Annotated in this window: 26 protein-coding genes, 4 pseudogenes and 1 riboswitch; of the genes and pseudogenes, 16 read left to right on the top strand and 14 right to left on the bottom strand. The window is 42.1% G+C overall.

Annotated features, from left to right (window positions below; all coding sequences use genetic code 11):
* Window positions 1-44: 44 nt before the first annotated feature.
* A complete protein-coding gene (locus tag JCM19038_RS14820) occupies window positions 45-278 on the top strand; it encodes a hypothetical protein (protein WP_042419488.1) in 234 nt (77 codons plus the stop codon).
* A gap of 35 nt (window positions 279-313) precedes the next feature.
* Here the strand turns inward: JCM19038_RS14820 and JCM19038_RS14825 are convergent, their stop codons facing one another.
* Together JCM19038_RS14825 and JCM19038_RS14830 are read right to left on the bottom strand one after the other, a co-directional pair.
* Complete coding sequence (locus JCM19038_RS14825; protein ID WP_042419491.1) at window positions 314-1039, bottom strand: (S)-benzoin forming benzil reductase; 726 nt, start codon at window positions 1037-1039, stop codon at window positions 314-316.
* Window positions 1040-1051: 12 nt separating this feature from the next.
* On the bottom strand, window positions 1052-1696 hold the full coding sequence (locus JCM19038_RS14830) for a DUF4328 domain-containing protein (RefSeq protein WP_042419493.1): 645 nt from the start codon (window positions 1694-1696) through the stop codon (window positions 1052-1054).
* Window positions 1697-1810: 114 nt separating this feature from the next.
* On the opposite strand from JCM19038_RS14830, the gene aldA reads away from it, so the two are divergent.
* The gene (gene aldA / locus JCM19038_RS14835; RefSeq protein ID WP_042419496.1) at window positions 1811-3253 is read left to right on the top strand and encodes an aldehyde dehydrogenase; all 1443 of its coding nucleotides are present in this window, start codon (window positions 1811-1813) and stop codon (window positions 3251-3253) included.
* A gap of 40 nt (window positions 3254-3293) precedes the next feature.
* Here aldA and JCM19038_RS14840 read toward each other — a convergent pair.
* A pseudogene (locus tag JCM19038_RS14840) lies at window positions 3294-4876 on the bottom strand (spore germination protein).
* Window positions 4877-5041, top strand: a riboswitch (M-box (ykoK) riboswitch).
* A gap of 232 nt (window positions 5042-5273) precedes the next feature.
* On the opposite strand from JCM19038_RS14840, the gene mgtE reads away from it, so the two are divergent.
* The 3 genes and pseudogenes from mgtE (at window position 5274) to JCM19038_RS14855 (ending at window position 8760) form a co-directional block, all read left to right on the top strand.
* On the top strand, window positions 5274-6638 hold the full coding sequence (gene mgtE / locus JCM19038_RS14845) for a magnesium transporter (protein WP_042419499.1): 1365 nt from the start codon (window positions 5274-5276) through the stop codon (window positions 6636-6638).
* 154 nt (window positions 6639-6792) lie between these two features.
* Window positions 6793-8000, top strand: a pseudogene (locus JCM19038_RS14850) (PLP-dependent aminotransferase family protein).
* A gap of 19 nt (window positions 8001-8019) precedes the next feature.
* A complete protein-coding gene (locus JCM19038_RS14855; protein ID WP_042419502.1) occupies window positions 8020-8760 on the top strand; it encodes a TIGR02206 family membrane protein in 741 nt (246 codons plus the stop codon).
* On the opposite strand, the gene JCM19038_RS14860 is transcribed toward JCM19038_RS14855, so the two are convergent.
* Entirely contained in the window at window positions 8721-9095 is a 375-nt protein-coding gene (locus JCM19038_RS14860; protein ID WP_042419504.1) for a hypothetical protein, read from the bottom strand. The genes JCM19038_RS14855 and JCM19038_RS14860 overlap by 40 nt on opposite strands.
* Before the next feature lie 249 nt (window positions 9096-9344).
* Here JCM19038_RS14860 and JCM19038_RS14865 point away from each other — a divergent pair, with 249 nt between their 5' ends.
* From JCM19038_RS14865 to nfsA, 4 genes are all read left to right on the top strand, one after another.
* A complete protein-coding gene (locus JCM19038_RS14865; protein WP_052361736.1) occupies window positions 9345-9662 on the top strand; it encodes an IDEAL domain-containing protein in 318 nt (105 codons plus the stop codon).
* 79 nt (window positions 9663-9741) lie between these two features.
* Window positions 9742-10272, top strand: coding sequence for a dCTP deaminase (gene dcd / locus JCM19038_RS14870; protein WP_042419507.1), 531 nt, complete (start codon window positions 9742-9744; stop codon window positions 10270-10272).
* A 61-nt stretch (window positions 10273-10333) separates the two neighbouring features.
* Window positions 10334-11728, top strand: a complete 1395-nt coding sequence (gene allB / locus JCM19038_RS14875; protein WP_042419600.1) for an allantoinase AllB — start codon at window positions 10334-10336, stop codon at window positions 11726-11728.
* A gap of 5 nt (window positions 11729-11733) precedes the next feature.
* Window positions 11734-12471: an oxygen-insensitive NADPH nitroreductase gene (gene nfsA, locus JCM19038_RS14880; protein ID WP_238554443.1), complete on the top strand. Its 738-nt coding sequence runs from the start codon at window positions 11734-11736 to the stop codon at window positions 12469-12471.
* A gap of 173 nt (window positions 12472-12644) precedes the next feature.
* Here the strand turns inward: nfsA and JCM19038_RS21100 are convergent, their stop codons facing one another.
* From JCM19038_RS21100 to JCM19038_RS14915, 8 genes and pseudogenes are all read right to left on the bottom strand, one after another.
* Window positions 12645-13007 (bottom strand): GyrI-like domain-containing protein, encoded by a 363-nt coding sequence (locus JCM19038_RS21100; protein ID WP_052361741.1) that lies wholly within the window; start codon window positions 13005-13007, stop codon window positions 12645-12647.
* On the bottom strand, window positions 12986-13441 hold the full coding sequence (locus JCM19038_RS21105) for a MerR family transcriptional regulator (RefSeq protein ID WP_052361743.1): 456 nt from the start codon (window positions 13439-13441) through the stop codon (window positions 12986-12988). The genes JCM19038_RS21100 and JCM19038_RS21105 overlap by 22 nt, the downstream gene beginning before the upstream one ends.
* Before the next feature lie 16 nt (window positions 13442-13457).
* Window positions 13458-14174 (bottom strand): ABC transporter permease, encoded by a 717-nt coding sequence (locus tag JCM19038_RS14890; RefSeq protein WP_042419515.1) that lies wholly within the window; start codon window positions 14172-14174, stop codon window positions 13458-13460.
* On the bottom strand, window positions 14171-14890 hold the full coding sequence (locus tag JCM19038_RS14895) for an ABC transporter ATP-binding protein (RefSeq protein ID WP_042419518.1): 720 nt from the start codon (window positions 14888-14890) through the stop codon (window positions 14171-14173). The genes JCM19038_RS14890 and JCM19038_RS14895 overlap by 4 nt, the downstream gene beginning before the upstream one ends.
* 96 nt (window positions 14891-14986) lie before the next feature.
* Window positions 14987-15427: a DUF948 domain-containing protein gene (locus tag JCM19038_RS14900; protein ID WP_042419521.1), complete on the bottom strand. Its 441-nt coding sequence runs from the start codon at window positions 15425-15427 to the stop codon at window positions 14987-14989.
* Window positions 15428-15451: 24 nt separating this feature from the next.
* Window positions 15452-15769 carry a DUF5665 domain-containing protein gene (locus JCM19038_RS14905; protein WP_042419524.1) on the bottom strand — a complete coding sequence of 106 codons (318 nt, stop codon included), beginning with the start codon at window positions 15767-15769 and terminating at the stop codon, window positions 15452-15454.
* 10 nt (window positions 15770-15779) lie between these two features.
* Entirely contained in the window at window positions 15780-16058 is a 279-nt protein-coding gene (locus JCM19038_RS14910) for a 4a-hydroxytetrahydrobiopterin dehydratase (RefSeq protein WP_042360749.1), read from the bottom strand.
* Window positions 16059-16120: 62 nt separating this feature from the next.
* Window positions 16121-17838: pseudogene (locus tag JCM19038_RS14915) on the bottom strand (ABC transporter ATP-binding protein).
* A 218-nt stretch (window positions 17839-18056) separates the two neighbouring features.
* Here JCM19038_RS14915 and accC point away from each other — a divergent pair.
* The 3 genes and pseudogenes from accC (at window position 18057) to JCM19038_RS14930 (ending at window position 21476) form a co-directional block, all read left to right on the top strand.
* Window positions 18057-19420 (top strand): annotated as a pseudogene (accC, locus tag JCM19038_RS14920) (acetyl-CoA carboxylase biotin carboxylase subunit).
* Window positions 19413-19889, top strand: a complete 477-nt coding sequence (gene accB, locus JCM19038_RS14925; protein WP_042419527.1) for an acetyl-CoA carboxylase biotin carboxyl carrier protein — start codon at window positions 19413-19415, stop codon at window positions 19887-19889. Before accC ends, accB begins: the two are co-directional and overlap by 8 nt.
* A 72-nt stretch (window positions 19890-19961) precedes the next feature.
* Entirely contained in the window at window positions 19962-21476 is a 1515-nt protein-coding gene (locus JCM19038_RS14930) for an acyl-CoA carboxylase subunit beta (RefSeq protein ID WP_042419529.1), read from the top strand.
* Between the two features lie 104 nt (window positions 21477-21580).
* Here JCM19038_RS14930 and JCM19038_RS14935 read toward each other — a convergent pair whose 3' ends face one another.
* Window positions 21581-21934 (bottom strand): hypothetical protein, encoded by a 354-nt coding sequence (locus JCM19038_RS14935; protein ID WP_042419532.1) that lies wholly within the window; start codon window positions 21932-21934, stop codon window positions 21581-21583.
* A 91-nt stretch (window positions 21935-22025) separates the two neighbouring features.
* Between JCM19038_RS14935 and JCM19038_RS25565 the strand changes: the two genes are divergently transcribed.
* The 3 genes from JCM19038_RS25565 to JCM19038_RS14945 are packed head-to-tail and all read left to right on the top strand — an operon-like array spanning window position 22026 to window position 23523.
* The gene (locus JCM19038_RS25565) at window positions 22026-22265 is read left to right on the top strand and encodes an NAD(P)H-dependent oxidoreductase (RefSeq protein WP_052361745.1); all 240 of its coding nucleotides are present in this window, start codon (window positions 22026-22028) and stop codon (window positions 22263-22265) included.
* The gene (locus JCM19038_RS21110; protein ID WP_052361748.1) at window positions 22235-22603 is read left to right on the top strand and encodes an NAD(P)H-dependent oxidoreductase; all 369 of its coding nucleotides are present in this window, start codon (window positions 22235-22237) and stop codon (window positions 22601-22603) included. Before JCM19038_RS25565 ends, JCM19038_RS21110 begins: the two co-directional genes overlap by 31 nt.
* Before the next feature lie 11 nt (window positions 22604-22614).
* A complete protein-coding gene (locus JCM19038_RS14945; protein WP_081831833.1) occupies window positions 22615-23523 on the top strand; it encodes a fumarylacetoacetate hydrolase family protein in 909 nt (302 codons plus the stop codon).
* A gap of 72 nt (window positions 23524-23595) precedes the next feature.
* Here the strand turns inward: JCM19038_RS14945 and JCM19038_RS14950 are convergent, their stop codons facing one another.
* Entirely contained in the window at window positions 23596-24777 is a 1182-nt protein-coding gene (locus tag JCM19038_RS14950) for a KamA family radical SAM protein (protein ID WP_042419535.1), read from the bottom strand.
* Between the two features lie 257 nt (window positions 24778-25034).
* On the opposite strand from JCM19038_RS14950, the gene JCM19038_RS14955 reads away from it, so the two are divergent.
* Window positions 25035-26417: an aspartate aminotransferase family protein gene (locus tag JCM19038_RS14955; protein ID WP_042419536.1), complete on the top strand. Its 1383-nt coding sequence runs from the start codon at window positions 25035-25037 to the stop codon at window positions 26415-26417.
* The last annotated feature ends 22 nt before the right edge of the window (window positions 26418-26439 follow it).

A 26439-nucleotide genomic window follows, 5' to 3' on the forward strand; every position in this document is an offset into this window, starting at 1 on the left:
GCGTTTAAAATGAGAAGAGATTCCACGAACAGGGGTGCCATACGTTGAAACAAGTATTTATTTTAGTAAGTAGTGCAGCTATATTGTTTCTACTACTTCCTTCGTTTGACGCTTATGCAAACGAACTGACCGAATTTACAGCGCAAGGAAATAATGAAGAAGATGGTACGATTCCTTATATTGTTGCAAATATCTCATCGATGGTCGGGGCAATGATTCTTGCTGCGATTACGTTATATTTCCTTATACGACGAGAACGTAAAAATAAAAAAGATTGAGCAGGCATTACGTGCCTAGCTCAATCTTTTTATTTTTATAGGTAATCACGGATGCTTAGCAATGCACCATTTTCATGGGTGTCTTTTAGAACACCATGGATGATGCGGTCACTCACAACTTCAGGTTTTACAAGATTACCATCTTCTTTATATGCCTTAAATTTATCAACATGTTTAAAACGACTTTGATCTGCATTGCGAATCGTTGATTGCATATTCGTATCAATAATTCCCGGTGCTAAGGAATAGAAACGAATCGGGTTTGTGGCTTCTTCTTGTTCAACCGCAGCTGTTTTCGTGAACATATCCAGACCAGACTTCCCGCTACAATAAACATTCCAGCCGTCCATAGGACTTCTTCCAGCACCAGAGCTGATATTGAGGACAGTTTTTGGTACTAAATAGGATTCACTAAGTTTCACGAACAGGTTCGCCAAAATAACAGGTGCTGTTAAATTCACGGTGAAATGGCTCGCGATCTCTTCATTTTGTAGAGAACCGACGCGACCGACAGGTTCAACGACCCCTGCATTGTTAATGAGTAAAAGCTCTGTAACGTTGCCTTGGAGTTGATCAAAAATCGTCGTCATAACGTGTTCTAATTGATCTAACTGACTGATGTCAACTTGGTGAGCATTCACGTCTTCAAGTGAGACTTCAGAGCGAGAGAGCGTATGGACGACAGCACCTTCTTCAACGTATTGTTTTGCAAGTGCAAAACCGAGTCCTTTTGATGCGCCAGTAATGATCACGTGTTTCATTGTAAATTCCCCCTACGTACGATTAGATTGTTGGTTCGTTAAGTTGCGAACAACAAAGATGGCTAAGATTCCTGCAATAAACAAGGTGAACTCAGACAAGCTTGTTGTGAGTGCATCATTTTGAATCATGCTAATCGTTGCATTCTCGACGGTGAAGAACCCACTTGACATCGTCATCAACATAGAGAAGAGGAAAAATACCCACCAAAAGATAATGAGAGAATTCTGTTTCTTATCTTTTTCTCCGAGTTGCTTAATTGCCATTTTCTTTGAAACATCGAGAAACGCAAGCAGTGGCAAGAAGAAGTTCATGAACGGGATAATGAAAAAAGTAACGATCCAACCGGCGTTGTTCACTTCACCGTCTTCAAGGTTCTTCTTCGCTGCACTAAATACTAAGTATGTCCAACGTAAAAAAACGACCGCTGTTATGAGAAATAATACGAGTCGAGGAAAAATGACAAATAAAGTCATTTGTCCGAGTGTTTCTCTCAAATCGTGAGGGATCGATTCCGCACTATTTTCTGAAGGAAGAGATTGAAGTGATGTGTACTCATAGATGCCAACAATCGCTGTGAGTAAAGCGAAAAGCGATGTAATCAACAAGAGGACAATCGTAAAGCGTTTTGTGCTATGTAGCTTTTGTAGTTCATTCATGGTTACATGCATCCTCATTTCTAACGTGCTAGGTTAACTATAGCATTTCCACATTTGATGTGTAAAAGTTTCTTCTATCGGGAAAAAGAACGGCATGAAAGGAAGTGGCAAATCATGAATAAACTATATATAAATGGCGATTGGGTAGAAAGTACATCAAATGAAATAATCACGGTTTTAAACCCGGCAACAGAAGAAGTCATTGGTGAAGTGCCGAAAGGAACGAAAGAGGATGTTGATCGAGCGGTCGATGGTGCCTTTACCGCGCAAAAGAAATGGGCAAAAGAGTCAGGCGCTACGCGTGCGGAAGTTGCAAGGAAAATCGGCGAGGCGATTGAACGAGATAAAGAAGAATGGATTCGTTTGCTCGTGCAAGAACAAGGGAAAACGATGGCTTATGCACGAGGTGAGATCGACAAGTCCATACAGTATTGTCACTATATGGCAGGCTTTGGATTACGTATGGAAGGTGACACGCTACCTAGTGAACGAGAAAACGAGATGCTTCTCGTTTTGAAGAAGCCGATCGGTGTTGTAGGTGGCATTGTTCCTTGGAACTTCCCGGTGTTTGTAATGCTAAGAAAGGTTATTCCGCCTCTTGTAGCAGGCTGTTCAGTTGTTATCAAACCGAGTACAGAAACGCCACTAACTGCTTACAAATTTGCAGAACTCGTACATGAATTAGGTTTAGCGCCAGGGTTGTTTCAACTCGTGCCAGGCTCAGGTTCAGAGGTCGGTAATGCAATTGCAGCTCATGAGAAGGTGAGTCTAGTTACGATGACCGGGAGCTTTCCAGCAGGTTCTAAAGTGATGGAAGCCGCAGCTACCAACGTAAAGAAAGTGAACCTTGAATTAGGTGGTAAAGCTCCTGTCATCGTAACGCAAAATGCGGACATCGATGAAGCGGTTGAGCATATTGTGCAATCTAGAATCGTGAATACGGGTCAAGTATGTACGAACGCTGAGCGCGTCTACGTTCAAGAGAGTGTGATTGACACGTTTAATGAGAAAATGGCTGAGCGGATGAAAGCTGTGAAGTATGGTGATCCGTTAAAAGATTCGTCCGTTGAAATGGGACCACTCATTAGTCAAGATCAATTGGATGATGTTGTTTCTGCGGTTCAAGAAGCGAAAGAAGAAGGCGCAACGATTGTCGTCGGTGGACAAGCAGTCACAGACCGCAAAGGATTCTTCTTTGAACCGACGGTAATTACAAATGCGAAGCATGAGATGAAGATTATGACAGAAGAGATCTTCGGTCCTGTTCTTCCGATTACGTCCTATGAAACGCTAGATCAAGTGATTGATTGGGCGAATGACTCGGAGTACGGGTTATCTTCTTCAATATTTACGAATGACTACAATGAAATGATGCGAGCGATTAATGAACTAAACTTTGGAGAAGTTTATGTGAATCGTGAGCATGATGAAGCCATTCATGGTTATCATGCTGGGTGGAGAAAGTCAGGTGTTGGCGGTGCCGACGGTAAGTATGGATTCGAAGATTATTTAGCGACAACGGTTGCTTATTTGCAATATGATCGAACGAAACAATAGATGAACGAACAAAACGAGCTGTATGATCAGCTCGTTTTGTTTAGGATTGTCGTTTTTTATCCATCGGGTTCACAATGGATGGTCGATTGTTTTTGTATGGCTGTGGAATTCGGAATAAGAAGTCAGCAGCAGCACGTGCATTAAATGGGAGAAAAGGCCACATGTAAGGCGTGTTTAGCGTTTTCGTTTTGACAAGTGTGATTAAGAAGAACATACAAGTAACCATAAACCCAATTGGCCCAAAGAACCCGACACTCAGTACTAAGACGAGACGAATGATGCGGTTACATAACCCCATCTCATAACTTGGCGTTGCATAGCTGCCATTGCTACGACGGCTGTATAGAGAACAACTTCTCCCGTGAAAACCCCAACTTCAATGGCAATTTCACTAATGAGAATTGCAGCAACGAGACCGAGTGCTGTTGCTAACGCATTTGGCGTATGAATGGCTGCCATACGTAATACTTCTAAGCCAAATTCAGCAATTAAGACTTGGACAAAAATCGGAATCGTATAATCATCACTTACCCCGATGAAATCCCACGTTGTCGGTCCAAGAGCTGCATATTCTTCAAGCAGAAACCAACCTGGCAATAAAAAGATCGAAAAAAATACTGCAATAATTCGTATCCAGCGTAAAAACGCACCGACGATCGGTTCTTGGCGGTATTCTTCAGCATGTTGCATATGATGCCAATAGGTTGTCGGGAAGATCATGACGCTTGGAGAGCCATCCGTAATGATAATGACATGGCCTTCTAACATGTGAGTGGCTGCCGTATCAGGTCGCTCTGTGTAGCGAACGCGTGGATACGGAGAAACTGATTCTTTGAACAGAAATTCTTCAAGGGTTTTTTCACCCATTGTGAGTCCATCAATATTGACGGATTTTAATTTCTTTTTTAGGCGCTTGGCAATTTCTGGATCTGCAACGGAACTAATATAGCCGATCACAATGTCAGTTTTTGAGCGAGTTCCAACTTGCACATGCTCCATAATTAACGAAGGGTCTCGTAACCGTCTTCGAATGAGGGCGCTGTTGAAAACAAGGGTTTCCACAAATCCGTCACGTGGCCCTCGGACAACACGCTCAAGATCTGGCTCCTCTGGAGAACGAATGGGATATTCCCTTGCGTCAATCATGAGTGCTTCGTCGTAACCTTCAACGAGTAAAGCGCTTTGACCTGCGAGGATATTCGTTAGAATTTCATCAAGGTCATTTGAACGTTCAATTTCAGATTGGGGAATAAACCGATGCTCAAGGTGCGCCATCACATTATCCTTGATGTTATCGATTCGTGATAAGTTTTCTAACGTGTGTATGATTGCTAAATCATTTCCGAAGCCGTCAACGAGAAACATACAGAGTTTGATGTCGCCAATTTGAAAGTTGTGTTGAACGAGGTCGAAGTTTTTATCAACACGTAGTTCTTTGCTTAACGTCTCGACATTTTGTTCGAAATCATTGCTTAACGTGCGTTTTCGTTTCATCGCTCGCCTCCTTATCAGGTTTATTATGAGCGGAGAACGGGTAAGCAATTCATGTTGAGGAGATTTATTACATTTATGGTTGACAGTTTTCTTAGACAAAGGTATAGTCGGAAACGGTATGAATTTCATAAACAACCTCGTTAGGTGAGGCTCCTGTACGGAGATATGCTGCTGCCCAAAAATGTCCAAAGACGCCAATGGGTGAACAGGAATTATCGAGCTAAGGTAATTTTTAATGTAGCTGGCAATGGTCCTATGCCGTACAGTGCTAAAGCTCTACGACGGAGACGTATATAAGAAAAAGCTGCACGTGTGTGCACGCTTAACTTTGGTGAGCCGTCTTCTCGTAGAAGATGGCTTTTTTGTATGAGTAGAATCGAGTTTTGGTAACTTATAAAGGAGGTGAGGGAACGTTGCGTCCCAGGATGAAGAGTGTTGATGATGAAGATAGGTATTGGATAACAACTAAGAAGATCGCTGTCCCTCACCTTATACGTGAAGGTACGGCTGATTAGGAGGTTTAGCGATGGTTAAATTAAATGAAGAAACTCGCGCTGCCTACAGCCGCTATTTACTTGAATTACTTGAAGCAGAACAAACGACGGTATTTCGCTTGAAGTTCTTAGATCTACACCCGGTTGACCAAGTTGAAGTGTTTCAACAAATGGATCAAGCACAAAAAGAAAAGTTCTACAAATTGATGACGCCATCAGAACTTGCCGACATCTTCGAAGAGCTTGAACTTGAAGAACAAAAAGACGTCGTGAATGACTGGGAAGACCAAGAGATGGGCGACGTTTTTAATCATATGAACGCCGATGATGTCGCTGACTTTTTAGGGGAGCTTCAAGAAGACCAACGTCAAGGCATTTTGACATCGATGGACGATGAAGATGCAAAAGACGTACAAGAATTATTAACGTACGAAGAAGAAACCGCTGGTGCAATTATGACAAAGGAAATTGTCAACTTGCATGAGTTAGAAACTGTACATTCGGTATTAGATCGACTCCGTAATGAAGCGCCTGATGCGGAAATGATCTATTATTTATATGTTGTGGATGAAGAAGAGAAATTAACTGGGGTTGTTTCCCTTCGTGACTTAATGGTTGCGCAACTTGATGCCAAAATTGGTGAAGTGATGAGTCGCCGCGTCGTCTCTGTGCATGTTAACGAAGATCAAGAAGATGTAGCGCAACTCATTAAGAAGTACGACTTTCTCGCGGTACCAGTCGTGTCAACGAGTGAGGAACTGTTAGGGATTGTAACCGTTGATGATGTCATGGATGTATTAGAAGAAGAAGCGACCGAAGATTTGGCCGAGTTCTCAGCTACTCGTGGTGCGACGGATGTCAACATTACTGCTTTTCAGGCAGCTAAAAAGCGTTCGCCTTGGATTATTCTTCTCATGTTGTTTGGAATGATTACAGCAGGAATCATTGGTTCGTTTGAAGAAACGCTCGAGCAAGTCGTCTTACTGTCTGCGTTTATTCCGATGCTCATGGGTTCAGCGGGTAACGTCGGAACACAATCTCTTGCGATTGTTGTACGTGGTCTAGCACTTGGCAACTTCGAGAAAAAAGGGTTGATGCGTGCGCTCGTTCGTGAATTTGGTACGGGTCTATTGATCGGACTAAGTTGTGCAATCGTACTTTTATTAATCATTCCGATCTTTTTTGATGATAGTCTTTATTTAGCTGGGATTGTTGGCGTGTCATTACTCGTATCCTTAGCGATGGCAGCGGTAGTTGGATCAATCGTTCCGCTTGTAATTAACAAGTTCAAATTAGACCCTGCAATCGCATCTGGTCCATTTATTACGACATTTAACGATATCGTTTCAATTACAATTTACTTTTCGATTGCAACGACGCTATTGCAATTTCTATAAAAAGAAGGCCTGGTGAGATGCCAGGCCTTCTTGTATGCGTAAAAGCAGGAGAGATTGTTGCTTGAATTCATTGACTTTTTTGTCAAATGAGCTAAAATAAAAGGACTTTTACAATCTACTATGAAAAAAGACAACTAAGGAGACGGGTTTGAACATGAAATATGCCTTTGCAAAACGTGTGCGTCATTTGCAGTCATCTGCGGTGCGAGATATTTTGAAAGTAGTCAACCAAGGGAACGTTCTTTCATTTGCTGGGGGCCTTCCAGATGATGAGTTGTTTCCTGTAGAGGCGATTGAAGATTCGTTTCGTCGTGCATTATCAAAAGGAAAGAAAGCGATGCAATACGGAGAAACAGAAGGGTATTATCCACTACGAGAGGTCATTATTGAACGGATGAAAAAGAAACAAATAAGCGAATTTACACCAAATCACGTGTTACTCACGACAGGCTCACAACAAGCGATTGATTTGTTTTCTCGTGTGATGATTGGACCGGGCGATGTCATCTTTACAGAAGAACCAACGTATTTAGCTGCGTTGCAAGTGTTTCAATCCTATGAGGCAAAGATCGTACCAATTCGTTGTGATGAGTTCGGAATGGATTTTGAGGATTTGCAAGAAAAAGTGAAAGCATACCGACCTAAAGTTGTGTACGTCGTTCCTACGTTTTCAAATCCGACTGGCCGTGTATGGAGTTTTGAGCGAAGAGAAGCGCTCGTTCGACTTGCTCACAGACAGAATTTCGTCATTTTTGAAGATGATCCGTATGGCGATATTCAGTACACACCAGGTGCTATACGCCAATGGCGGCACTTGATGATGGAACACATGTCGTCTATACGAGTACGTTCTCTAAGACGGCCGTGCCTGCACTTCGAACAGGGTGGATTGTCGGCCCTTATCAGATCATTCGTATGATGTCTCAAGCGAAGCAGGCGAACGATCTTCATTCAAATTCACTTGCTCACCAAGCGTTGTATGAGCTTTGTATGAATTTCGACTTAGATGAGCATATCAAAACGATTAGTAAGTTGTATGGTCATCGCAAAGACGTTATGGTTGATTCACTACGTTCATCTGGACTTGAAACGATGTCGTTTGTTGAGCCAGAAGGTGGGATGTTCTTATGGTTGGAAGTAGATCCGCAAATTAACACAGAGGAATTGCTTCAAGAAGCGGTTTCAAGGGGGATTGCGTACGTTCCAGGTGCACCGTTTTATGCAGGGACACCTCAATACAACACGTTGCGATTGAATTATACCCATGCGACCGATGATGACATTCGTTTCGGAATGAAAACGATGACGGAGTTGTTTAAGGAAGTGGAACAAAAGCAAACTGATAAAGTTTCGCTGAGTTAAAGGTAGGCGATTTGGTGTCTTGGTTTCAATATTCTGGGCAAACCCTGATTTCGTGTGGTTTGGACCAGCGCATGTTGCAATACTGATTGGTCTTTTGATCATCTGTAGTTGCATTACAAAGGCGCGTCGTTCAATTCGAACGAACAAAGGCGTCGATCGTTCCTTGCGTCTAGGCATGGTTGCAACATTGATCATTTTAGAAGTGATGTATCAGACATGGTATGTCGTAAATGGTGAGTGGGGAGCTCATTTTGCATTGCCCTTGCATTTGAGTAGTATTACGTGGATTACGGCTGTTATTATGTTGCTTACCCTTCATAGACGCTGGTTTGAAGTGACGTTCTTTGCCGGAGTGAGCAGTGCGCTGTTAACGATGATTACACCGGACATTGGGAATTTTGGATTTCCGCACTTTCGTTTTTTCCATTTCTTTTGGACGCACGGTCTTGTTATCGTAGCAGCATATTACGTACTCGTCGTTCATCGAACCGAGCTTACGCTTCGGTCGGTGGTAATCGTTTGGGGATATTTAAATGCGTATGCCGTAGTCGTTTTTGTTATAAACCTTATCATTCCTAATGCGAATTACATGTATTTAATGACGAAGCCGCCAAGCCCTACTCCGTTCGATTGGTTCGGTCCTTGGCCGTATTATATTTTCGTACTACAACTCGTTTCGTTGCTCTTGTTCTTGCTCATGTACGCTAGTTATCGGTGTATTCAGTGGCTCGTCATTAAATCTTCGACTCGTTTGCCATGAAGATACAAGCTCATGCATTCACTCGTCTGTCGCTTCAAGTTTGCGTTTACGTATCGGTTTTGACCTTCATATCGACCGCAAACGTATCCGTAACTTGAGAACGTTTCATCAGAATCAATTCGGTAAATGCGTAAGTTACGAGAATGCTGTTCTTTTTTTAGCTGGCGTAAGTCAAGGTGTAAAAGGGAAAGAGCTTCATCAATCAATTCGATGTAAGGTTCATGTACTCGGAACATTTCGGGCACTTGCTGCAGATTTTCTTCGAAAGACCGTTTAACGAGCGGTAAGATAATCGCATAATGGATGAGCGTGAGGTCGTCATTTTGTAGTGGCATAGGATCGTCTCCTTTTCCAACTCGTATGTTCAGTATACGAATGCACGTTCGTATTTACAACCGGGAATCAAAGGAAATAAAAAAATTGATCAAAAAAAGCAGGAATGAAAGCAACAAAAGTCAAATAAAATAACAGCACACCTTTCTTGATCAATGTTTGAAATTGTCGGAATAAGGGTAATGACTGACAAGGATGAACGTCTCATACTACGTTTAAAAAATGATGAAGAGAATAGGGAGGGAGCATCAATGGCAGGTTCAACTTACGAGAACGAACTCTTTGAGAAATTGAAAATGATCCGTCAAGGATATCGAGCACCGAGACAAGTGCTACAATCACTCTACGCACGCATGATGTTGGAGTACTCTGTATACGAGTTTACGAAGGCTCGATTTGAACGGCTCATTGACAAGGCTCTCGATGACAAAGACGAGGATGCTTTTCATACATTAACGAGTCAATACAATGACTGGGTTGTGAAGTATCAATCGGGTAATACGATCTCTGAACATGGGTATGAACTAGAATGTAATTTCGAAGCTGTGAAACCTCCAATCAGTAGCTAACGATTAGCTACTGATTTTTGTTTTTTTTCACGAGCAGATCAGGTATAATTGGGATAGTAATTTCAGGAGGTAAGACGCGTTGATATTATCTGACACAACTATTAAGAAGATGATGGCCGAAGATGAACTACGAATCGATCCGGTTGATGAGACTCAAATCCAGCCGGCATCGGTCGATATTCGACTCGGTACTCACTATTTGAAGATCGATGAAAACGCCATCGAGTCTATTGCATTAGACGCACCTGCGCAGTATGTAGAGTTTGAAGCAGATGAAGTGATTGTTCCACCGAACTCATTTTTACTTGCGACGACGAAAGAATACATTAAGCTTCCAAACGATCTAACAGCTTTTGTTGAAGGGCGAAGTTCAATTGGTCGCATGGGCTTATTTATTCAAAATGCAGGGTGGGTCGATCCAGGCTTTGAAGGTGAGATTACATTGGAACTATACAATGCCAATCGCTTGCCCATCCGTTTGAAATCGGGGAGAAGAATTGCTCAACTCGTTTTTGCTCGTATGGACCAACATGCATCTGCTCCATATGATGGAAAGTATCAGAAGCAAAGAAAAGCGGTCGGAAGTCGTGTTTATAAGGACGTAAACTAACGAGAAGCCGCTACCTTTATGAAAAGGTCGCGGCTTTTATTATGGAGGACGGGGAAACGTGATGTATGATACGAAGATTGTAAATGGAACAATTGTGAATGGACAAGCGTCTTTTCTTGGAAATATCTACATAACAGATGGTAAAATTAGTGCCGTAACTGAGCCTGAAGATAATCGTGAGGCAGTGGAAGTGATTGACGCAAAAGGTCAATACGTCTTGCCTGGTCTCATTGATACGCATGTTCACTCTAGGGATCCTGGTCCAACACATAAAGAAGATTTTTATACGTCAACTCAAGCTGCAGCAGCTGGAGGGATTACGACGATTTTTGAAATGCCAAATACGACACCACCAGTGAAAGACCAAGACACGTTTGATGCACAAGTTGAGAACTTAAATGAAAAAGCGGTCGTAAATTACGGGCTATGGGGCATTTGTTTAGGGCCATTAAATCGTCATGCTTTTGCAGAACTTTCTGAGCGTGGTGTTATTGGGTTCAAATACTTCTGGGGGTACGGCATTCATCAAGAGACATTCCAGCTCCTTTATAATGTCGATGCCAAAGATGAGCAAATTATTGAACCTTACGATGACGGTGAAGTGTTCGCAATGATGCGAGAAGTGGCAAAAACAGACCAAGTATTTGCTGTTCACGCTGAAAACCATGAGTTAATCCGGCAATTAAGTGAAGAAAAAGATCCAACAGACGAGTCATACGATGCCCTTCTCCGCTCAAGACCTGCACTGGCTGAGACGTTAACCGTCAATACGGGATTGTCGCTCGCAAAAGAAGCTGGTGTCCATTTTCATGTGTTGCACGTGAGTGCAAAAGAAAGCGTAGAGTCCATTCGTGCAGCAAAAGCAAACGGTCAGAAGGTCACGGTTGAGACGTGTCCACATTATTTATTTTTAACGAATGAAGATTATGAAACGGTCGGTCGTGACATGAAGATCTTCCCGCTCGTAAAAGAACAAAAAGACCAAGATGAGATTTGGAAAGGTATTCAAGACGGAACGATTACAATCGTTTGTTCAGACCATGCACCTCATACCGCGGAAGAGAAATATTCTGGATCTTTAAGTGAAATACCAGCTGGAATGTGCGGAGTCGAAACGCTTGCACCTCTACTATTAAATGAAGTTCATACCGGACGTTTGACGATTAATCAAGTCGTGCAACTGTTATCTGAAAATCCAGCGAAGTTATATGGGATTGACAATCAAAAAGGAACGTTAATGCCAGGGACGGATGCAGATATTACGATCGTTGATTTAAAGAAAGAAGGTACGATCCAAAAAGCAAACCTTCACAGCAAAAGTAAAATCTCTGCCTATGATGGTCGGAGTATTACCGGCTGGCCTGTACGCACGATCGTTCACGGTCATACGGTGATGGAAGATGGCAACATTGTTAATGATCAACCAAAAGGACAGCTTGTGAAGCCTGGGAGGTAATGATGATGAAGGAAACAAGAGATCTAATCCAAACACACCAATCGATTCGTAAATATAAGCAAAAAGAAGTTTCAGAGGAAATCGTTCAAGATTTGATTGAATCTGCACGTTGGGCACCGAGTTCCCATCACGTTCAAGCTTATACGGTAATTCGTGTAACAGATGTAGAAAAGCGCAAAGCACTTAAAGAAATTACCGGGGGGCAAAAATGGGTAGAAGAAGCACCCCTATTCCTCGTGTTCGTAGCGGATTGGCACAAACATAAAGTAAATAACGAGAAATGGGACGCTTCGTTTGAAATGGAAGAAACAGAAAACGTCATCGTTGGTGCCGTAGATGTTGCATTAGCTGCCCAAAATGCATTGCTTACTGCCCGCTCTTACGGTCTCGGTGGCGTAATGATCGGAGGAATCCGAAACGATTTGCACGAAGTTGCGAACATTTTAGATTTGCCAAAGCATACATTCCCAGTGATGGGGATTTGTCTTGGGTATCCAGATCAAGACCCTGGTCAAAAACCACGTTTTCCTAAAGAAGTCGTACTGCATGAAGATCGCTATGATGGAGAGCGAATTACTGAAGGGCTTGAGCCGTACGAACAAGAGACGAGCGCATACTATGAGCGTCGTACAAAAGGGAAGCGTACAGCCGGCTGGGGAGAGAATATGGCTGAGTATTTGAACAAACCTCGCCGTCAACAAGTAACGACGTTTTTGAAAGACCAAGGATTTACGCTTAAATAAACGTACATGTACTGACTAAAAGCATGCGGAATATGACTAAGCTCGGATCAAAGTAGAGTAACTTTGATCCGAGCTTTTTTTCTTTAGTCTAGCACCACGCTCCTCATGTCTAGCGCCACGCCTCTCGAGTCTAACACCGCGCTCATCATGTTTTACCCAAAACTATCCGGTTTTTAATCTTCGTGACTAAGGGGGAATTGGACTTCGGTTAACCACCGTGTAGGCTCAAGTTCATTCCAGATGCCGTCAATGACAGCTTCTCTAGGTGGACCAGCAAGTGAATAATCACTTTCTTCAAGCCACTGGTAAAGTTTTGCGTGGGATTCGCCAATCGTCTCGTACGGTCCGCGGTGCAAGAGGCAGGCAGCAAAGGGTACTTTGGCAATATCTTTGAAAATAAGCCCATCATGATTGTCTTTCTTTTCGGTTACTGCTTCACAAATTTCAAGGTTGATGTTCGTCTCTTTGAATTCACCGTCGTAAAAACGTGTGAAGCAGTATTGAATGGGATCGACTACTGAATTGGTTGCACGCATTTTATCTCCCATGCTGGATAAGCCACGAATAAATCATCGTAATGGGGCAACGTCAGCCTCATGGACGCTACCGTAACTTCTGGTAAACTTTTTACGATGATTTGTGGTGGGGAATGGTCGAGCAAGTAATAGTTCGCTTGTTGTAGTTGGCGATTTAATAGAACAGACTTTTTTTCTAGTTCTTCTTTTTTCTTGCCAATCATGGTTTGCCAATTTTGTTGTTTTGATATCACTTCTTGAATTTCTGCAATTGAAAAGTCGAGCTGGCGCATGGCCAGTACTCGATGCAGTGTTTCAATTTGGTTAGAACTATAGTAGCGATAACCTGTATTGGGATCGGTGTAAGCAGGCGTTACAATGCCGACTTGATCATAATATCGTAGGCGTTTAACAGTAACTCGATTCATTTTGGAAAATTGACCGATGCTGTACATCGACTGAACTCCTTTCTTATTCCCACCTGAAAAATCGCAAGGAGAGAGTTGTAGCGATCGTCGTAATTACTAATAAAAGCAGCAACGAAGAATAGGAGGTAAACGGTGTCCCTAAGGCTTGACCTTGCAATAACTCGATACCATGAGTTAATGGAAGAAGTTGCGCAATCGATTGTAAAACGCTCGGTAATAAATCAAATGGAATGGTCGCCCCGGATAAGAGGAACATGGAAAAGAACAATAAACTGCTCATTGCAGCCGTTGTCTTCTCGCGTGGAGAAGTACTTGCGATTAGCATACCAATCGAATGAATGCTGATCATCACAAACAGATAGGAAATAAGGAAAAGTCCGATTGAGCCAGGGAAGATCATGTTAAAGCCAAATGTTGCAACGAGAAAAACGGCAAACATAGACAAGATACTTAAGCTAAAACAATAAAAAACATGGGCAACGAGTAACTGTACTGGGCTAATCGGTGTAACTTTGTATCGTTTTAACACTTTCTTTTCACGATAAGAAGAAAGGGAAAGGGGTAAGCTCATGACACCTGTAGATACGAGCCCGAGCGTTGCGACGGCAGCAAATGTTGTCACAAGTTCTTCATTCGTAGTGGAGAGATAGCCCATAATCACCATAATACCGACAGGCAGGAACAACCCGAAGATAAAGGACGACATTTCCCGAAATGATAGTTTAAACTCTGCGACGTAGAGTAACCAAAATGTTCTCATCGTATTCCCTCACCGATTAGTTGTAAATAAGCGTCATCCATCGATTTTGTTCCACTTTTTGATAACACTTCCTGAACAGTTCCTTCCATAAAGACGTCGCCATCTTTGAGTAGCAAAATTCGGTCACAAAGTGTTTCAATCTCATGCATATCATGAGAGGTTAATAGAATGGTGACACCCTCATCGTTTAATTGACGTAAATTGTTCCAAATCTGTCTTCTAGCAACGGGGTCTAATCCGGTCGTTAATTCATCTAATACGAGTAGTTTTGGTTGACCCATTGTAGCGAGGAGGATGCACAGTTTTTGGCGTTCACCACCTGAGAGGGTAGAAATGGACGAGCGTACGTGGTGTTCAAGTTGATAGTCCGCTAGTTTCACTCTCCAATCAATTGGATTTTTGTAAAGAGAGTGTGTGATTTCACAAATTTCTTTAACAGTTAGGCCGTTTTGAAACGCACTTTCTTGAAATTGAACACCGATTTGCTCAAAGTGAGATTTTTGCTTTGGATTAGGTGAGGCCCCGAGAATGTTCACCGTACCTTGATCAAGTTTTTTCGTGCCGAGCACACAATCAATGGTTGTTGATTTGCCGGCACCATTGGCGCCGATTAGACCGAAGATTTCTCCAGCCTTTACGTTCATGTGAAGACCTTGTAAAACTTGCTTGTTGCCGTAAGATTTCACGAGTCCCTTTGCTTCAAGTGCGTATGTCATAGAATCCCTCCAATGTGATTTGCTATTGAAGTGTAGACCCTCCCTTAACAGGAGAGTCAACTCGTGAACAAAAAAACCCGTAATGGAAAAATTCCATTACGGGTTTTGCGTTGCTGCATTGTATTCTTTTTTCTTCTGATTTAAGAAATAAACAAATGCTGCGAGACCATATAGACCGCGAAGGTCTTTGTTATCAGTCATTTTTGCAGCTGCGTTCGTTTGTTTGCGCATGCTTTCTGTAAAGTCAACGAGACTTGATGAAACTTTGCGTGATGCCGTTCCGGCGTCTTCAACCATTCCAAAGATAGGGTTGAGCGTTTTAATCTTTTCATTAAGGTCAAGAATGGTTTCGTTTGTGTTGTGCAAAATTGTTCCAGTTTCTTTACTGAGTTCATCAAGTTGGTCAGGTAACTTACCGATCGTATCTCCGGTTTTAGAAAGTACATCACTGAGATTGTTCAATACTTTCCCGAGAAAAATGACAAGTACAGCAAAAGCGATTGCAGCGATGAGTGCGGCAATTCCTAAAAAGTCCATGTGTGTTTGCTCCTTTCTATTGCATTAGTCTTGTAAGCGTTCAACTTGATTTTGTAAACTAACAATCCATTCCCCAATCAAAGGCATGTCAATAAATAGGGTAGCTATGTAAGCAAATAATGCAAGGACGACGGCCGTACCGAGCGTAAGACCAACGCCCCTTGCAACCCCTGCGATAATGTTAACTTTAATGACTTCTTTTTTATCTGTAAAGTGGTATGCGATATCTTTGAGTCTAGCGCTTGTCGTCATGTCTTCTAATCGGTCGATTAACTGTTCTAATTTAGTGATGTCTTCACTACGCTTCTCATCATCACGCTCTTTACTCGGTAACTTCCGCATAGCAGCCTCCTTACTGTCCGTTTGCTTGATAAAGATTGTCCGCCGCATGAGCGCCGTGGATGTCTTTATCCGTTAATTTACCTTCATCAACCGTCGTCCACACAATCGTAACGTTCGTATGGTCAATGGTGATCTGAGGGTGGTGTTGGACAGCTTCAGCAAAAGCTGCAAGTCGTTCTACGAATAGTATACCCGTTAAGTAGGCATCAAAGCCAAACGTTTTGGAAATTTGTTCTTGATGACGTTCCCAACCGTCTAATTTTTGCAATTGTTGTTCAAGTGTATTCATACGTTCACCTCCAAAGGATTCTTGTTACATATTCCTTTTATCCTTTGAAGGCAAACCTGAAATTAAATTAATGTTTGTTGAGCGTTGTAGAGTCTGCTGTAATGACCACCTTGAGCAAGTAGCTCTTCGTGGTTACCTTCTTCAGCAATTCCTTCTTTTGTAATGACAACAATGCGATCAGCATGTTTAATCGTCGTCAGGCGGTGAGCGATGACGAGTGTTGTGCGACCGACGGATAACTTCTCTAATGCACGTTGGATGGCAGCTTCTGTTTCCGTATCAAGTGCAGAAGTGGCTTCATCTAAAATGAGAATCGGTGGGTTCTTTAAGAACATTCTTGCGATCGACAGACGTTGTTTTTGTCCACCGGACAGTTTGACGCCTCGTTCTCCTACGACCGTATCCAGTCCGTCTGGTTGATCTTGAATGAAATCTTCTAGCTCTGCTAGACGAGCAGCTTCCATGACTTCTTCATCACTTGCATCAAGGTTTCCGTAACGGATGTTATCTCTTAGTGTGCCAGAGAACATAAATACGTCTTGTTGTACGACGCCGATTTGTTCCCGAAGCGATGTGAGTGTAATATCTTTAATTGAGTGTCCGTCAATTGTAATATCACCGTCCAACACATCATAAAAACGTGGTAGAAGACTACAAAGTGTCGTTTTCCCTGCACCAGATGGACCAACGAAGGCAATCGTTTCACCTTGCTCAATGTCTAGGTGAATATTTTTTAGCACTGGACGCTCTGCATCGTATCCGAATGTCACGTCTTTGTATTGGATGTTTCCTTTTAGTCCTTGAACGTCTTCTGCTTCAGGCGGTCTTGAATCTCTGGCTCTGTGTCCATAATTGCAAGGTAACGTTTAAAACCAGCGTAGCCTTTCGGGTAGCTTTCAATAATGGCATTGATTTTCTCAATCGGACGGAAGAAAATGTTCGTAAGAAGAATAAACGCCATGAAATCACCGATCGACAATTGGTCTTGAAGCATAAAATACGCACCAGTGAGTAGAACAAACAGCGTCATAATTCGCATCATCATGTAGCTTAAGGAGTTGTTAACGCCCATGATCTTGTAGGAGCGAATTTTAGCTTCTCGGAAGTTCTCGTTGTCTTCTTTGAACAGTTTTTGCTCATGCTTTTCATTTGCAAAAGCTTGCACGAGACGGATGCCTCCGAGCGTATCTTCAACACGAGCGTTGAAATTCGCCATTCGTTGAAACATGAGACGCATTGCTCCAGACATTTTTCGGTTGCAATACACAACAATCCAAGTTAACAATGGAACGACAATGAACGTAATGACGGCTAATTGCCAGTTAATGTACAGCATAACACCAAAGGAACCGAATAACGTCATGATGGCCGTGAACACATCTTCTGGTCCGTGGTGAGCAACTTCACCGATTTCAAATAAGTCATTTGTTAAGTTTGATAATAAATGTCCAGTTTTATTATTATCATGATAGCTGTAAGATAAATTTTGGACGTGAGCGAATAATTCGCGTCTCATATCGGTTTCGATATTGATTCCAAGTATATGTCCCCAGTATGTAACGATATAATGAGCACCAGAGTTAAAAATATAAATGACAAAAAGTGCGATGCAGGCGAGGATGATAATGGAAATTTCTCCTTGAGGGAGAAGGCGGTCGACGACTTGGTTGACGATGATTGGAAACGCAAGCTCTAAAAGTGCGACAAAGATGGCGCTAATAAACGTAATCGTAAAGAGCTTCTTATAAGGTTTATAATAAGAAAAGAAACGACGAAGCATAAGTACCTCCACTGAACATTAATTGATAATGATTTTCAATTACCTATTACATTCTATGAAATATTTGCGTGATAGTCAATCGTTTCTCATTACAGTCATTGACGGATGGGTGGGTTTTTTTACACTTTAAAAAGATGGTGAAGTTGTCTTGCTTGACTCACCCTTCCAAAGTTTGGAAGCAGGCGGTTTGCCTGATATCAAGAAGGGAGCTCCATGAAATGATTAATAAGGTACTAATTGCGAATCGTGGGGAAATCGCGGTTCGTATTATTCGGGCATGTCGCGAACTAGACATTGAAACGGTAGCAGTATATTCAGAGCCTGATCGCGAATCATTACACGTTGTAATGGCGGATGAAGCGTATTGCATCGGACCGAGTACTGCGACTGAAAGTTACTTAAAGAAAACGAATATTATAGCTACGGCTCTAAAAACAGGCTGTGACGCCATTCATCCAGGATATGGTTTCTTAGCAGAGAACGCTGAATTTGCAGAGATTTGTGAAGATCACGGTCTCATATTTATCGGTCCTTCACCGACTGCGATTAACCGAATGGGTGATAAATCGCAAGCAAGAGACACGATGAAGGCAGCAGGGGTGCCAATTGTTCCTGGAAGTGATGGCTCATTGAGCGTGAAGATGAAGCGATTGAGATTGCCAAAGACATTGGTTACCCAGTCATCATTAAAGCAACTGCAGGGGGCGGCGGAAAAGGAATGCGCGTCGCGCAAAATCGTGATGAGCTCGTCCGCTCGATTCAAACTGCAAGACGAGAAGCTGAATCAAACTTCGGTAATGCGGGTATTTATTTAGAGAAGTTTATTGAAGAGCCTCGTCATATTGAAATTCAAATTGTCGGTGACAGATATGGGGATGTTGTACATTTCGGTGAGCGAGATTGTTCGATTCAGCGTCGTCACCAGAAGCTGATTGAAGAAGCGCCTTCACCAGCATTGAATGAATCAATTCGCGAAGAAATGGGTCAAGCTGCAATTGCTGCTGCAAAAGCGGTAGAGTATTGTGGCGCAGGAACGGTTGAGTTTTTACTCGACAAACATAAAAACTTTTATTTCATGGAAATGAATACGCGGATTCAAGTAGAACATCCGGTTACAGAAGAAATTACCGGAGTTGATCTCATAAAAGAGCAAGTGCTCGTTGCAAACAAACAGCCTTTGTCTGTGAAGCAAGAAGAAGTCGTTGTACGTGGACACGCAATTGAGTGCCGTATTAATGCCGAGAATGCTCGTAAAGGGTTCAGGCCTTCCCCTGGGAAGATTTCAATGTGTGTACCTCCAGGTGGGCCGGGAGTGCGTGTTGATAGTGCTGCGTATACAGGCTACACAATTACACCATTCTATGATTCAATGGTTGCCAAACTCATCGTCCATGCAAGTACGAGAGACGAGGCGATTGCACGAATGAAACGTGCGTTATCAGAGTTTGTCATTGAAGGGGTCGATACGACTATCCCATTCCATTTAAATCTAATGGATCATGATGTGTTTAAATCGGGAGAATTTGATACAAGTTTTCTAGAAAATATACGGTGTAATGTAAAGGAGAGCGAACATGTATAGCATTAAAGAAATAAAAGAACTCATTGAAGCAGTCAATGCATCGGAGATTACACAATTGGAAGTACAAGGCGAGAAAGATACTTCGATTACGATCAAGAAAGAAACGAAAACGGTTGTTGAAACAACACCTGCAGTAGCGGCACCTAGCGCACCAGCAGTATCACAACCTGTTGCAACACCTGAACAAAAACAAGAACAAACTCAAGCAGAGAAACCAAAAGCAGCTGACGATTCTGTTGAAATTACATCACCGATGGTCGGTACGTTCTATCGTGCATCATCACCAGATGCTGATCCATACGTACAAGTTGGCGATCAAGTTCATTCAGAATCGATTGTTTGTATCGTTGAAGCAATGAAACTAATGAATGAACTAGAAGCTGAAACAAAAGGTGAAATCGTAGAAATCCTCGTTGAAAATGGTGAACTCGTCGACTACGGTCAACCACTTTTCCGTGTGATAGTTTAAAAACCTCTATAGTAGCAAAACCTAAGAAACGATGATCATCATCGTTTCTTTTTTTTACACTTAGGAGGATTTATGAGCCGCTATTTAGATGATTTATATAAACGTAGAGAAGGCGTCTCTCTTGGAGGCGGTAAAAATAAACAAAACAAACAACGACAACAAGGCAAACAATCGGCAAGAGAGCGGATTGAACAACTGTTAGACGATGGTACATTCCGAGAACTCCAGCGTTTCGTTCGCACTTCTGGTACTGAGTACCAATGTGAAAATGTCATTACCGGTTATGGCAAAGTTTTCGGTCGAACGGTTTGTGTTTACGCGCAAGACTTTACGATTCAAGGCGGTTCGCTAGGGGAGATGCACAGCCTTAAAATTACAAAATTAATGGATTATGCATACAACTTAGGTGTACCGATTGTCGGACTTTGTGATTCGGCAGGAGCAAAGATTCAAGAGGGGGTAAAGGCTTTAGAAGGATACGGGGAACTTTTTTATCGCAATGCGAAATACTCGGGGAAGATTCCACAAATCTCTGTGATTATGGGGCCGTGTGCTGGGGGTGCGGTCTATTCTCCAGCGTTGACTGATTTTGTGTTTATGGTAAAGCAAACGTCACATATGTTTCTGACAGGCTCTAAGGTCGTAAAAGCAGTAACAGGGAAGCATATGAGTCATGAAGAGTTAGGTGGCAGTCAGCTACATGCAACGAAAAGCGGAGACGTTCATTTTGTTTCTGAAAATGAAACCGATTGTTTGCGGCAAGTGCGCAAATTACTATCGTATTTACCGCAAAACAACAAAGGTTCAAAACCGATTGCATCCAATTGGGTTACTGAGCAAAAACAAAGCCAAATGGAAAGCGTCGTACCAGATGATCCAAAAAAAGCCTACAATATGCTTCACGTTATTTCTGCTCTGTTTGATACCGGCTCTTATATCGAAGTGCAAGCGGCTTTTGCAGCGAACATTACAATTGGATTTGCGAAGCTTGATGGAAACACAGTAGGTGTTGTTGGAAACAATCCGAAGTACAAAGCAGGCGCATTAGACGTGGATGCGTCGGACAAAGCTGCACGCTTTATCCGGTTTTGCGATTGCTTTCACATTCCCATTGTGACACTTGAAGACGTTTCTGGCTTTATTCCAGGCGTATTACAACAAGAAAGTGGCATTATTCGTCACGGTGCGAAACTGTTATACGCGTATGCAGAAAGTTGTGTCCCGAAAGTGACGGTTATTTTACGGAAAGCGTATGGAGGTGCGTACGTTGCGATGAATAGTAAATCAATCGGAGCTGATTTGGTGTTTGCGTGGCCTACAGCTGAAATTGCCGTCATGGGAGCGGAAGGTGCCGTCGATGTGTTGTATGGCAAAGACATTCAGCAAGACGATCAGCCAGAATTAAAGCGAGAGCAATTAATCGAGCAATATAAGAAAGAAGTGATGCATCCGTACATTGCTGCTGAGTTAGGGGTTGTAGATGATGTGATTAGTCCCTCTGAAACGAGAAGTGTACTCATTGAGAGTTTGGATATGTTACGATCAAAAACAAGGAATGATGACTGTCATGGCAATATTCCACTTTAGGAAACGATGTTAAATCGTGCTTGCCATGATCATCGTAAGGACACCGCTGCAACCGATGAATAGCGATAAACTGTTTGCAAGTTGCACTCCCCCTGATTTTTCACCTAGAAGGATAATGCGCGATCGACAAGGAAGAACAGCAATGTGGCGACAACTGCGAGAATGGTCAAATCAATATTTGCAGTTGCGAAATAAACGATCATACCTCCAGCAATATGAATGCTTAACGACATTGTTTCGCGGAAGCGAGTATAATGTTTGGCGATCCAATCTGCCATAAAAGATAAGAATCCACCATAAAAAACGATCGGAATTAAGGAAAAGAAACCATAAATCGTATAACTGTGTAACACTTGAGTTACATCGCTCGCACCGTTTGTTAATTCAATTGGGAACATCACACCTGAAATGAAGATAAAGATGGCCCACACAGCAAGTGCTGTTGAGAACTTATGCATAAGGACACCTCTTTAATTTATTTGCATTGTTAATCTATCTATAACCGATATTTTTGTAATCGAAACAAAAATATAGAAAGGAAGTTGCAAGATGCACTATATTATTTACATGCACCCATCGAAAGATAGCTTTAATGGACAAGTGTTACAGACGTTTGAACAAGCGCTTAAACAGAAAGGGAATAAAGAGGTTTACGTTAAACATCTGTATGAATCGTTTACAGATGTCGTTCTTTCAGAAACTGAATACGAAGACACCCTTAAGGGGGTGTATGCGGATGATGTACACGCGAGCATCAAATGCTACGAGCAGCAAAAACGATCACATTGATATTTCCGATTTGGTGGGGAAGTTTTCCGGCAATCGGTAAAGGATATTTGGACCGCGTGTTGTCTTACGGATTTGCGTTTGAGTTAGAGAATGAAACGCCAGTTCCTAAAATGAACAATAAGCCGTTGGGATTAATCTACACGACGGGCTCACCAGAAACAGAGTGGAACAAGGCTGAAAAAGATCATTTCGAAGGGGTTGTGAAACACTCAATTAGCGATTTTTGTGGATTCGATCTCCTTAAGCCGTTACACTTAGGATATGTTGTCCAAGCAAGTGAGAAAGAGCATCAAGCGATGTTGCAGCGAGTGAGCGATTACGCTGAGCACTATGAATAGGAGAGGGTTTTATGCACTTATTAGTGATTTCACACGAAGGAATTGAAACGTTAGCTGCAAAGCAAGTGTCAAGCGACAAAGTATTACTGTTAGAGAAAGCATTTCAACTATACAGCCCAGGAACGGAATGCCCTGCAGATATGATATCAGCGATTTCACTTGGTGAGCCTTTCCTCACTACAGTTGATTCGGTATATGAGCAAGCGATACATAACGAAGCTATTAACAACGATGTATTTGTAAAAGACGGAGAATTTCAAACGCTCACACCAATAAAGCACCCTCCAAAAAATGTCATGTGTGTAGGCAAAAACTATGCAGCGCATGCAATTGAAATGGGTTCTGCTAAAGACATCCCAGATCATCCTTTAATCTTTACGAAAGCTCACACGACGATCTGTGCACATCAAGACGACGTCTCGCTTCACAGTGACGTGACAGAGCAAGTTGACTATGAAGGTGAACTTGCCATCGTTATTGGTAAAAAAGGTACGAAGATCGAGCGAGAAGACGTTTGGGATTACATTTTTGGATTTACGTTATTAAATGATATTACAGCTCGCGATTTGCAAGCGAGACATAAACAGTTTTTTGTTGGTAAGAGCTTGGACGGATTCTGTCCTATAGGTCCATCAATCGTTACACGTTTAAGTGAAGAAGAATTGCTTAAAGAGACGATTACGACGACTGTGAATGATGAGGTGCGCCAACAAGCGCCGCTTACGGATATGATCTTTGATGTTCGCGAATTAATTCACGTATTGTCAAAAGGAATGACGCTCGAGCCCGGTGATATTATCGCAACGGGTACTCCGTCAGGTGTTGGGAAAGGAATGAAGCCACCGAAGTTTCTAAAAGCCGGAGACGAAGTGGTCATTACGATTCCTGCAATTGGTGAGTTACGTAATCAGATGGTGTAAAACGTATAGAACATGTAAACGCCACATCCTAAGCACTTCGTTTGAAGTGTCAGGATGTGGCGTTGATGGTTATTAAGAGGTTTTAGCTTTACGCTTTTTTTTCTCTGGCATGTCAGACATTTGGTTGACGCTTGCAACGTCTTCGACTTTCTTCTTAGGCATCTCCCAATGAGCTTCGCTTCCTGGTAAATCATCAAACCAAGCAGCATCATCTGGACAATCTAAAACCATAAACTTCCCATAATTCCCATCTCGTGACTGGTGGTATTTTAAATACGCCTTTCCATCTTCAATGGCAAGAATTTCAATTTTCCCAGACGTATGACTCATCGACAGACGAATCCGTTTGCCAAGACCACTTGTAATTGCTTTTGCTTTCTCAACGGCTTCATAAGCCTCTTTTAGAGTGAGCACAAAATCATTATTACCAGCAACTGGACGGTTAATAAAGAAGTAATAAGGGGTGACACCGGCCCATGATAAACGATTGAGTAGTTCACCTAAATCTTCAGGGTTATCATTAATTCCCTTTAATACAGGTGTCTGGTTTACAACGATAACACCAGCATCGTGAAGTGCTTCAAATGCTTTTTTCGCTTCAGCGGTAATTTCACGCGGATGATTAACGTGAGCCATCACATAAATCCGGTTGTCAGGTGTTGAGTACTCCCTGAAGAGATCAAGCAACTCTTGATCTTCATAAATACGCATCGGGTTAAATACAGGTAATTTTGAGCCAATTCGGATAATTTTTACGTGCGGAATGCTGCGCAATTCTTCAATAATGTATCGCAGCTTCTTTGTAGCCAAAATCATCGGGTCTCCGCCTGTTAACAGGACGTTGTTAATCTCTGGGTGATTACGAATGTACTCAATACCAGGATCAACATCGCTCATTGCTTCTTTTACGTCGTTTCTAAATAAGCGCTTTCTAAAACAATAACGACAATAAGCACCACAAACTTCAGAACATATTAAAAGGGCAGTCGTTTCATATTTATGCTGGCATCCAGAAACAACATAGTTCGTATCTTCATCAGAAGCATCCCAACGACCGTATTCAGAAAGCTCTTGTTCATTTGGGATTACGAGGTTTTTAATAGGATCATTTGGGTCTTCCCAATCAATCAGACCTAAATAATAATCATTTACTCTAAAAACAAATTTATCAGTGATCTTACGGAGTTTTTCTTTTTCTCTCTCTGGAATTTCTGGAATTTTATCAATATTAGTAATATATTTTGGCTGTGCCATAAACATCCTCCTTTAGTATTGATCATTGATAGAATGAGCTTAGTATAACAAGAGGAGTGTACAAGGTCAAAAAAGAATAAAAAGATTCAAAATAGTTTCAAATGAAAGATCTCCTTCATATTTTTTGAAATAAAAATTTCACAAAATGAATAATTTGAAATAATGGGTTCACAAAAAAGGAGTTTTCGCTTAAAATGAAGTAAATCATTCATTTTATCATTTTTGTGAAATTAATATTTTATTACTGGAGGAGAACAATGGGGATAGCGAACAATCGCCTTTCTTATGAAGCGCAAACAATGATGTCAAAACGACATATGGAGCGTGCAAAACAAGTCATGCCTGGAGGAATGACTGCGAATATAAAGCATTTTGAGCCATATCCGATTGCAATTAAGCGAGCGCACGGCAGTCGAATGTTTGACGTTGATGGTCATGAATACATCGACTATTTAATGGGATACGGGGCCTTAATGCTAGGTCACGGTCATGAAGAAGTGAAATCCGCAATTCAGCAACAAATTGAACAAGATGGTACGTGGCTGTTCGGAACGCCTCACGAAAAGGAAGCCGCATTTGCAGAACGATTGTTACGTTATTTCCCTTCAATGGAAAGCGTACGATATACGAATTCAGGAACAGAAGCGAATTTACTTGCCCTACGTTTAGCGATGGCGCATACAGGTAAATATAAGATTGCGAAGTTTGAGGGTCATTACCACGGAGCGATCGATTCTCTACTCATTAGTGTAAGCCCGAATGAACAGGATGCAGGCACTGCACATGAGCCAAATCGTGTTGCAGATTCTTACGGTATGGATGAGTTAGCGATGCAAAATACGTTCGTCCTTCCGTTTAATCAGTATGAGCACTGTGAGAAAATCTTAACTGAACATGCAGATGAAATTGGAGCACTTATTGTTGAACCGCTTGAAGCGGGGATCATTGCACCTACGAACGATTTTCTACAGAAGCTCCACACATTGACGAAGAAGTTAAACATCGTCTTGATCTTTGATGAAGTGAAAACCGGATTTAGAACCGGTATGGGTGGTGTTCAGAACCTCTACAATGTTGAACCAGACTTAACGACGATGGGGAAAGTCGTCGGTGGAGGGTTTCCTTTCGGTGTTGTTGGTGGGAAACAAGAAATTATGGGGCGTACGTCTCCGCTCACTGGATTTGATTTCTTTGCCGACCAAGACCAGACCGACCGTAAGCAACTCGCGTTGTTTCATAGTGGAACGTATAACGGCCATCCGCTCGTTCTAGCGGCAGGTTTAGCGACGCTAGATGTTTTAGAAGAAGAGATGAGTGACTTATTAATTCGCACAGAACAGTTCAAATCGGAACTTGAATCGATATTTAAGAAACACAGTCTTCCTATGAAAGCGGTTGGCATAGGTTCATTGTTTAGTGTATTATTTACAAATAAGGAAAGTCTCAGTAACTATCGATGCTTCGAACACGTAGATAAGAAGCTTCGTACAGAAATGGATCGTGCCCTATTCCAAGAAGGAATTTATGTTAAGCCTGGTAATCGCTATAGTATGTCAGTTGCACATGATGATGAAGCAATTGAGAAAACGATCATGGCTTATGAAAAGGTAGTTCCAACCCTTTTTCCTTCAAACGATTAACAGGTAGGGTTTCGCGGTCTGA

Origin of the sequence: Geomicrobium sp. JCM 19038 (assembly GCF_000698125.1) — a bacterium.
Lineage (GTDB): Bacteria > Bacillota > Bacilli > Bacillales > Marinococcaceae > Geomicrobium_A.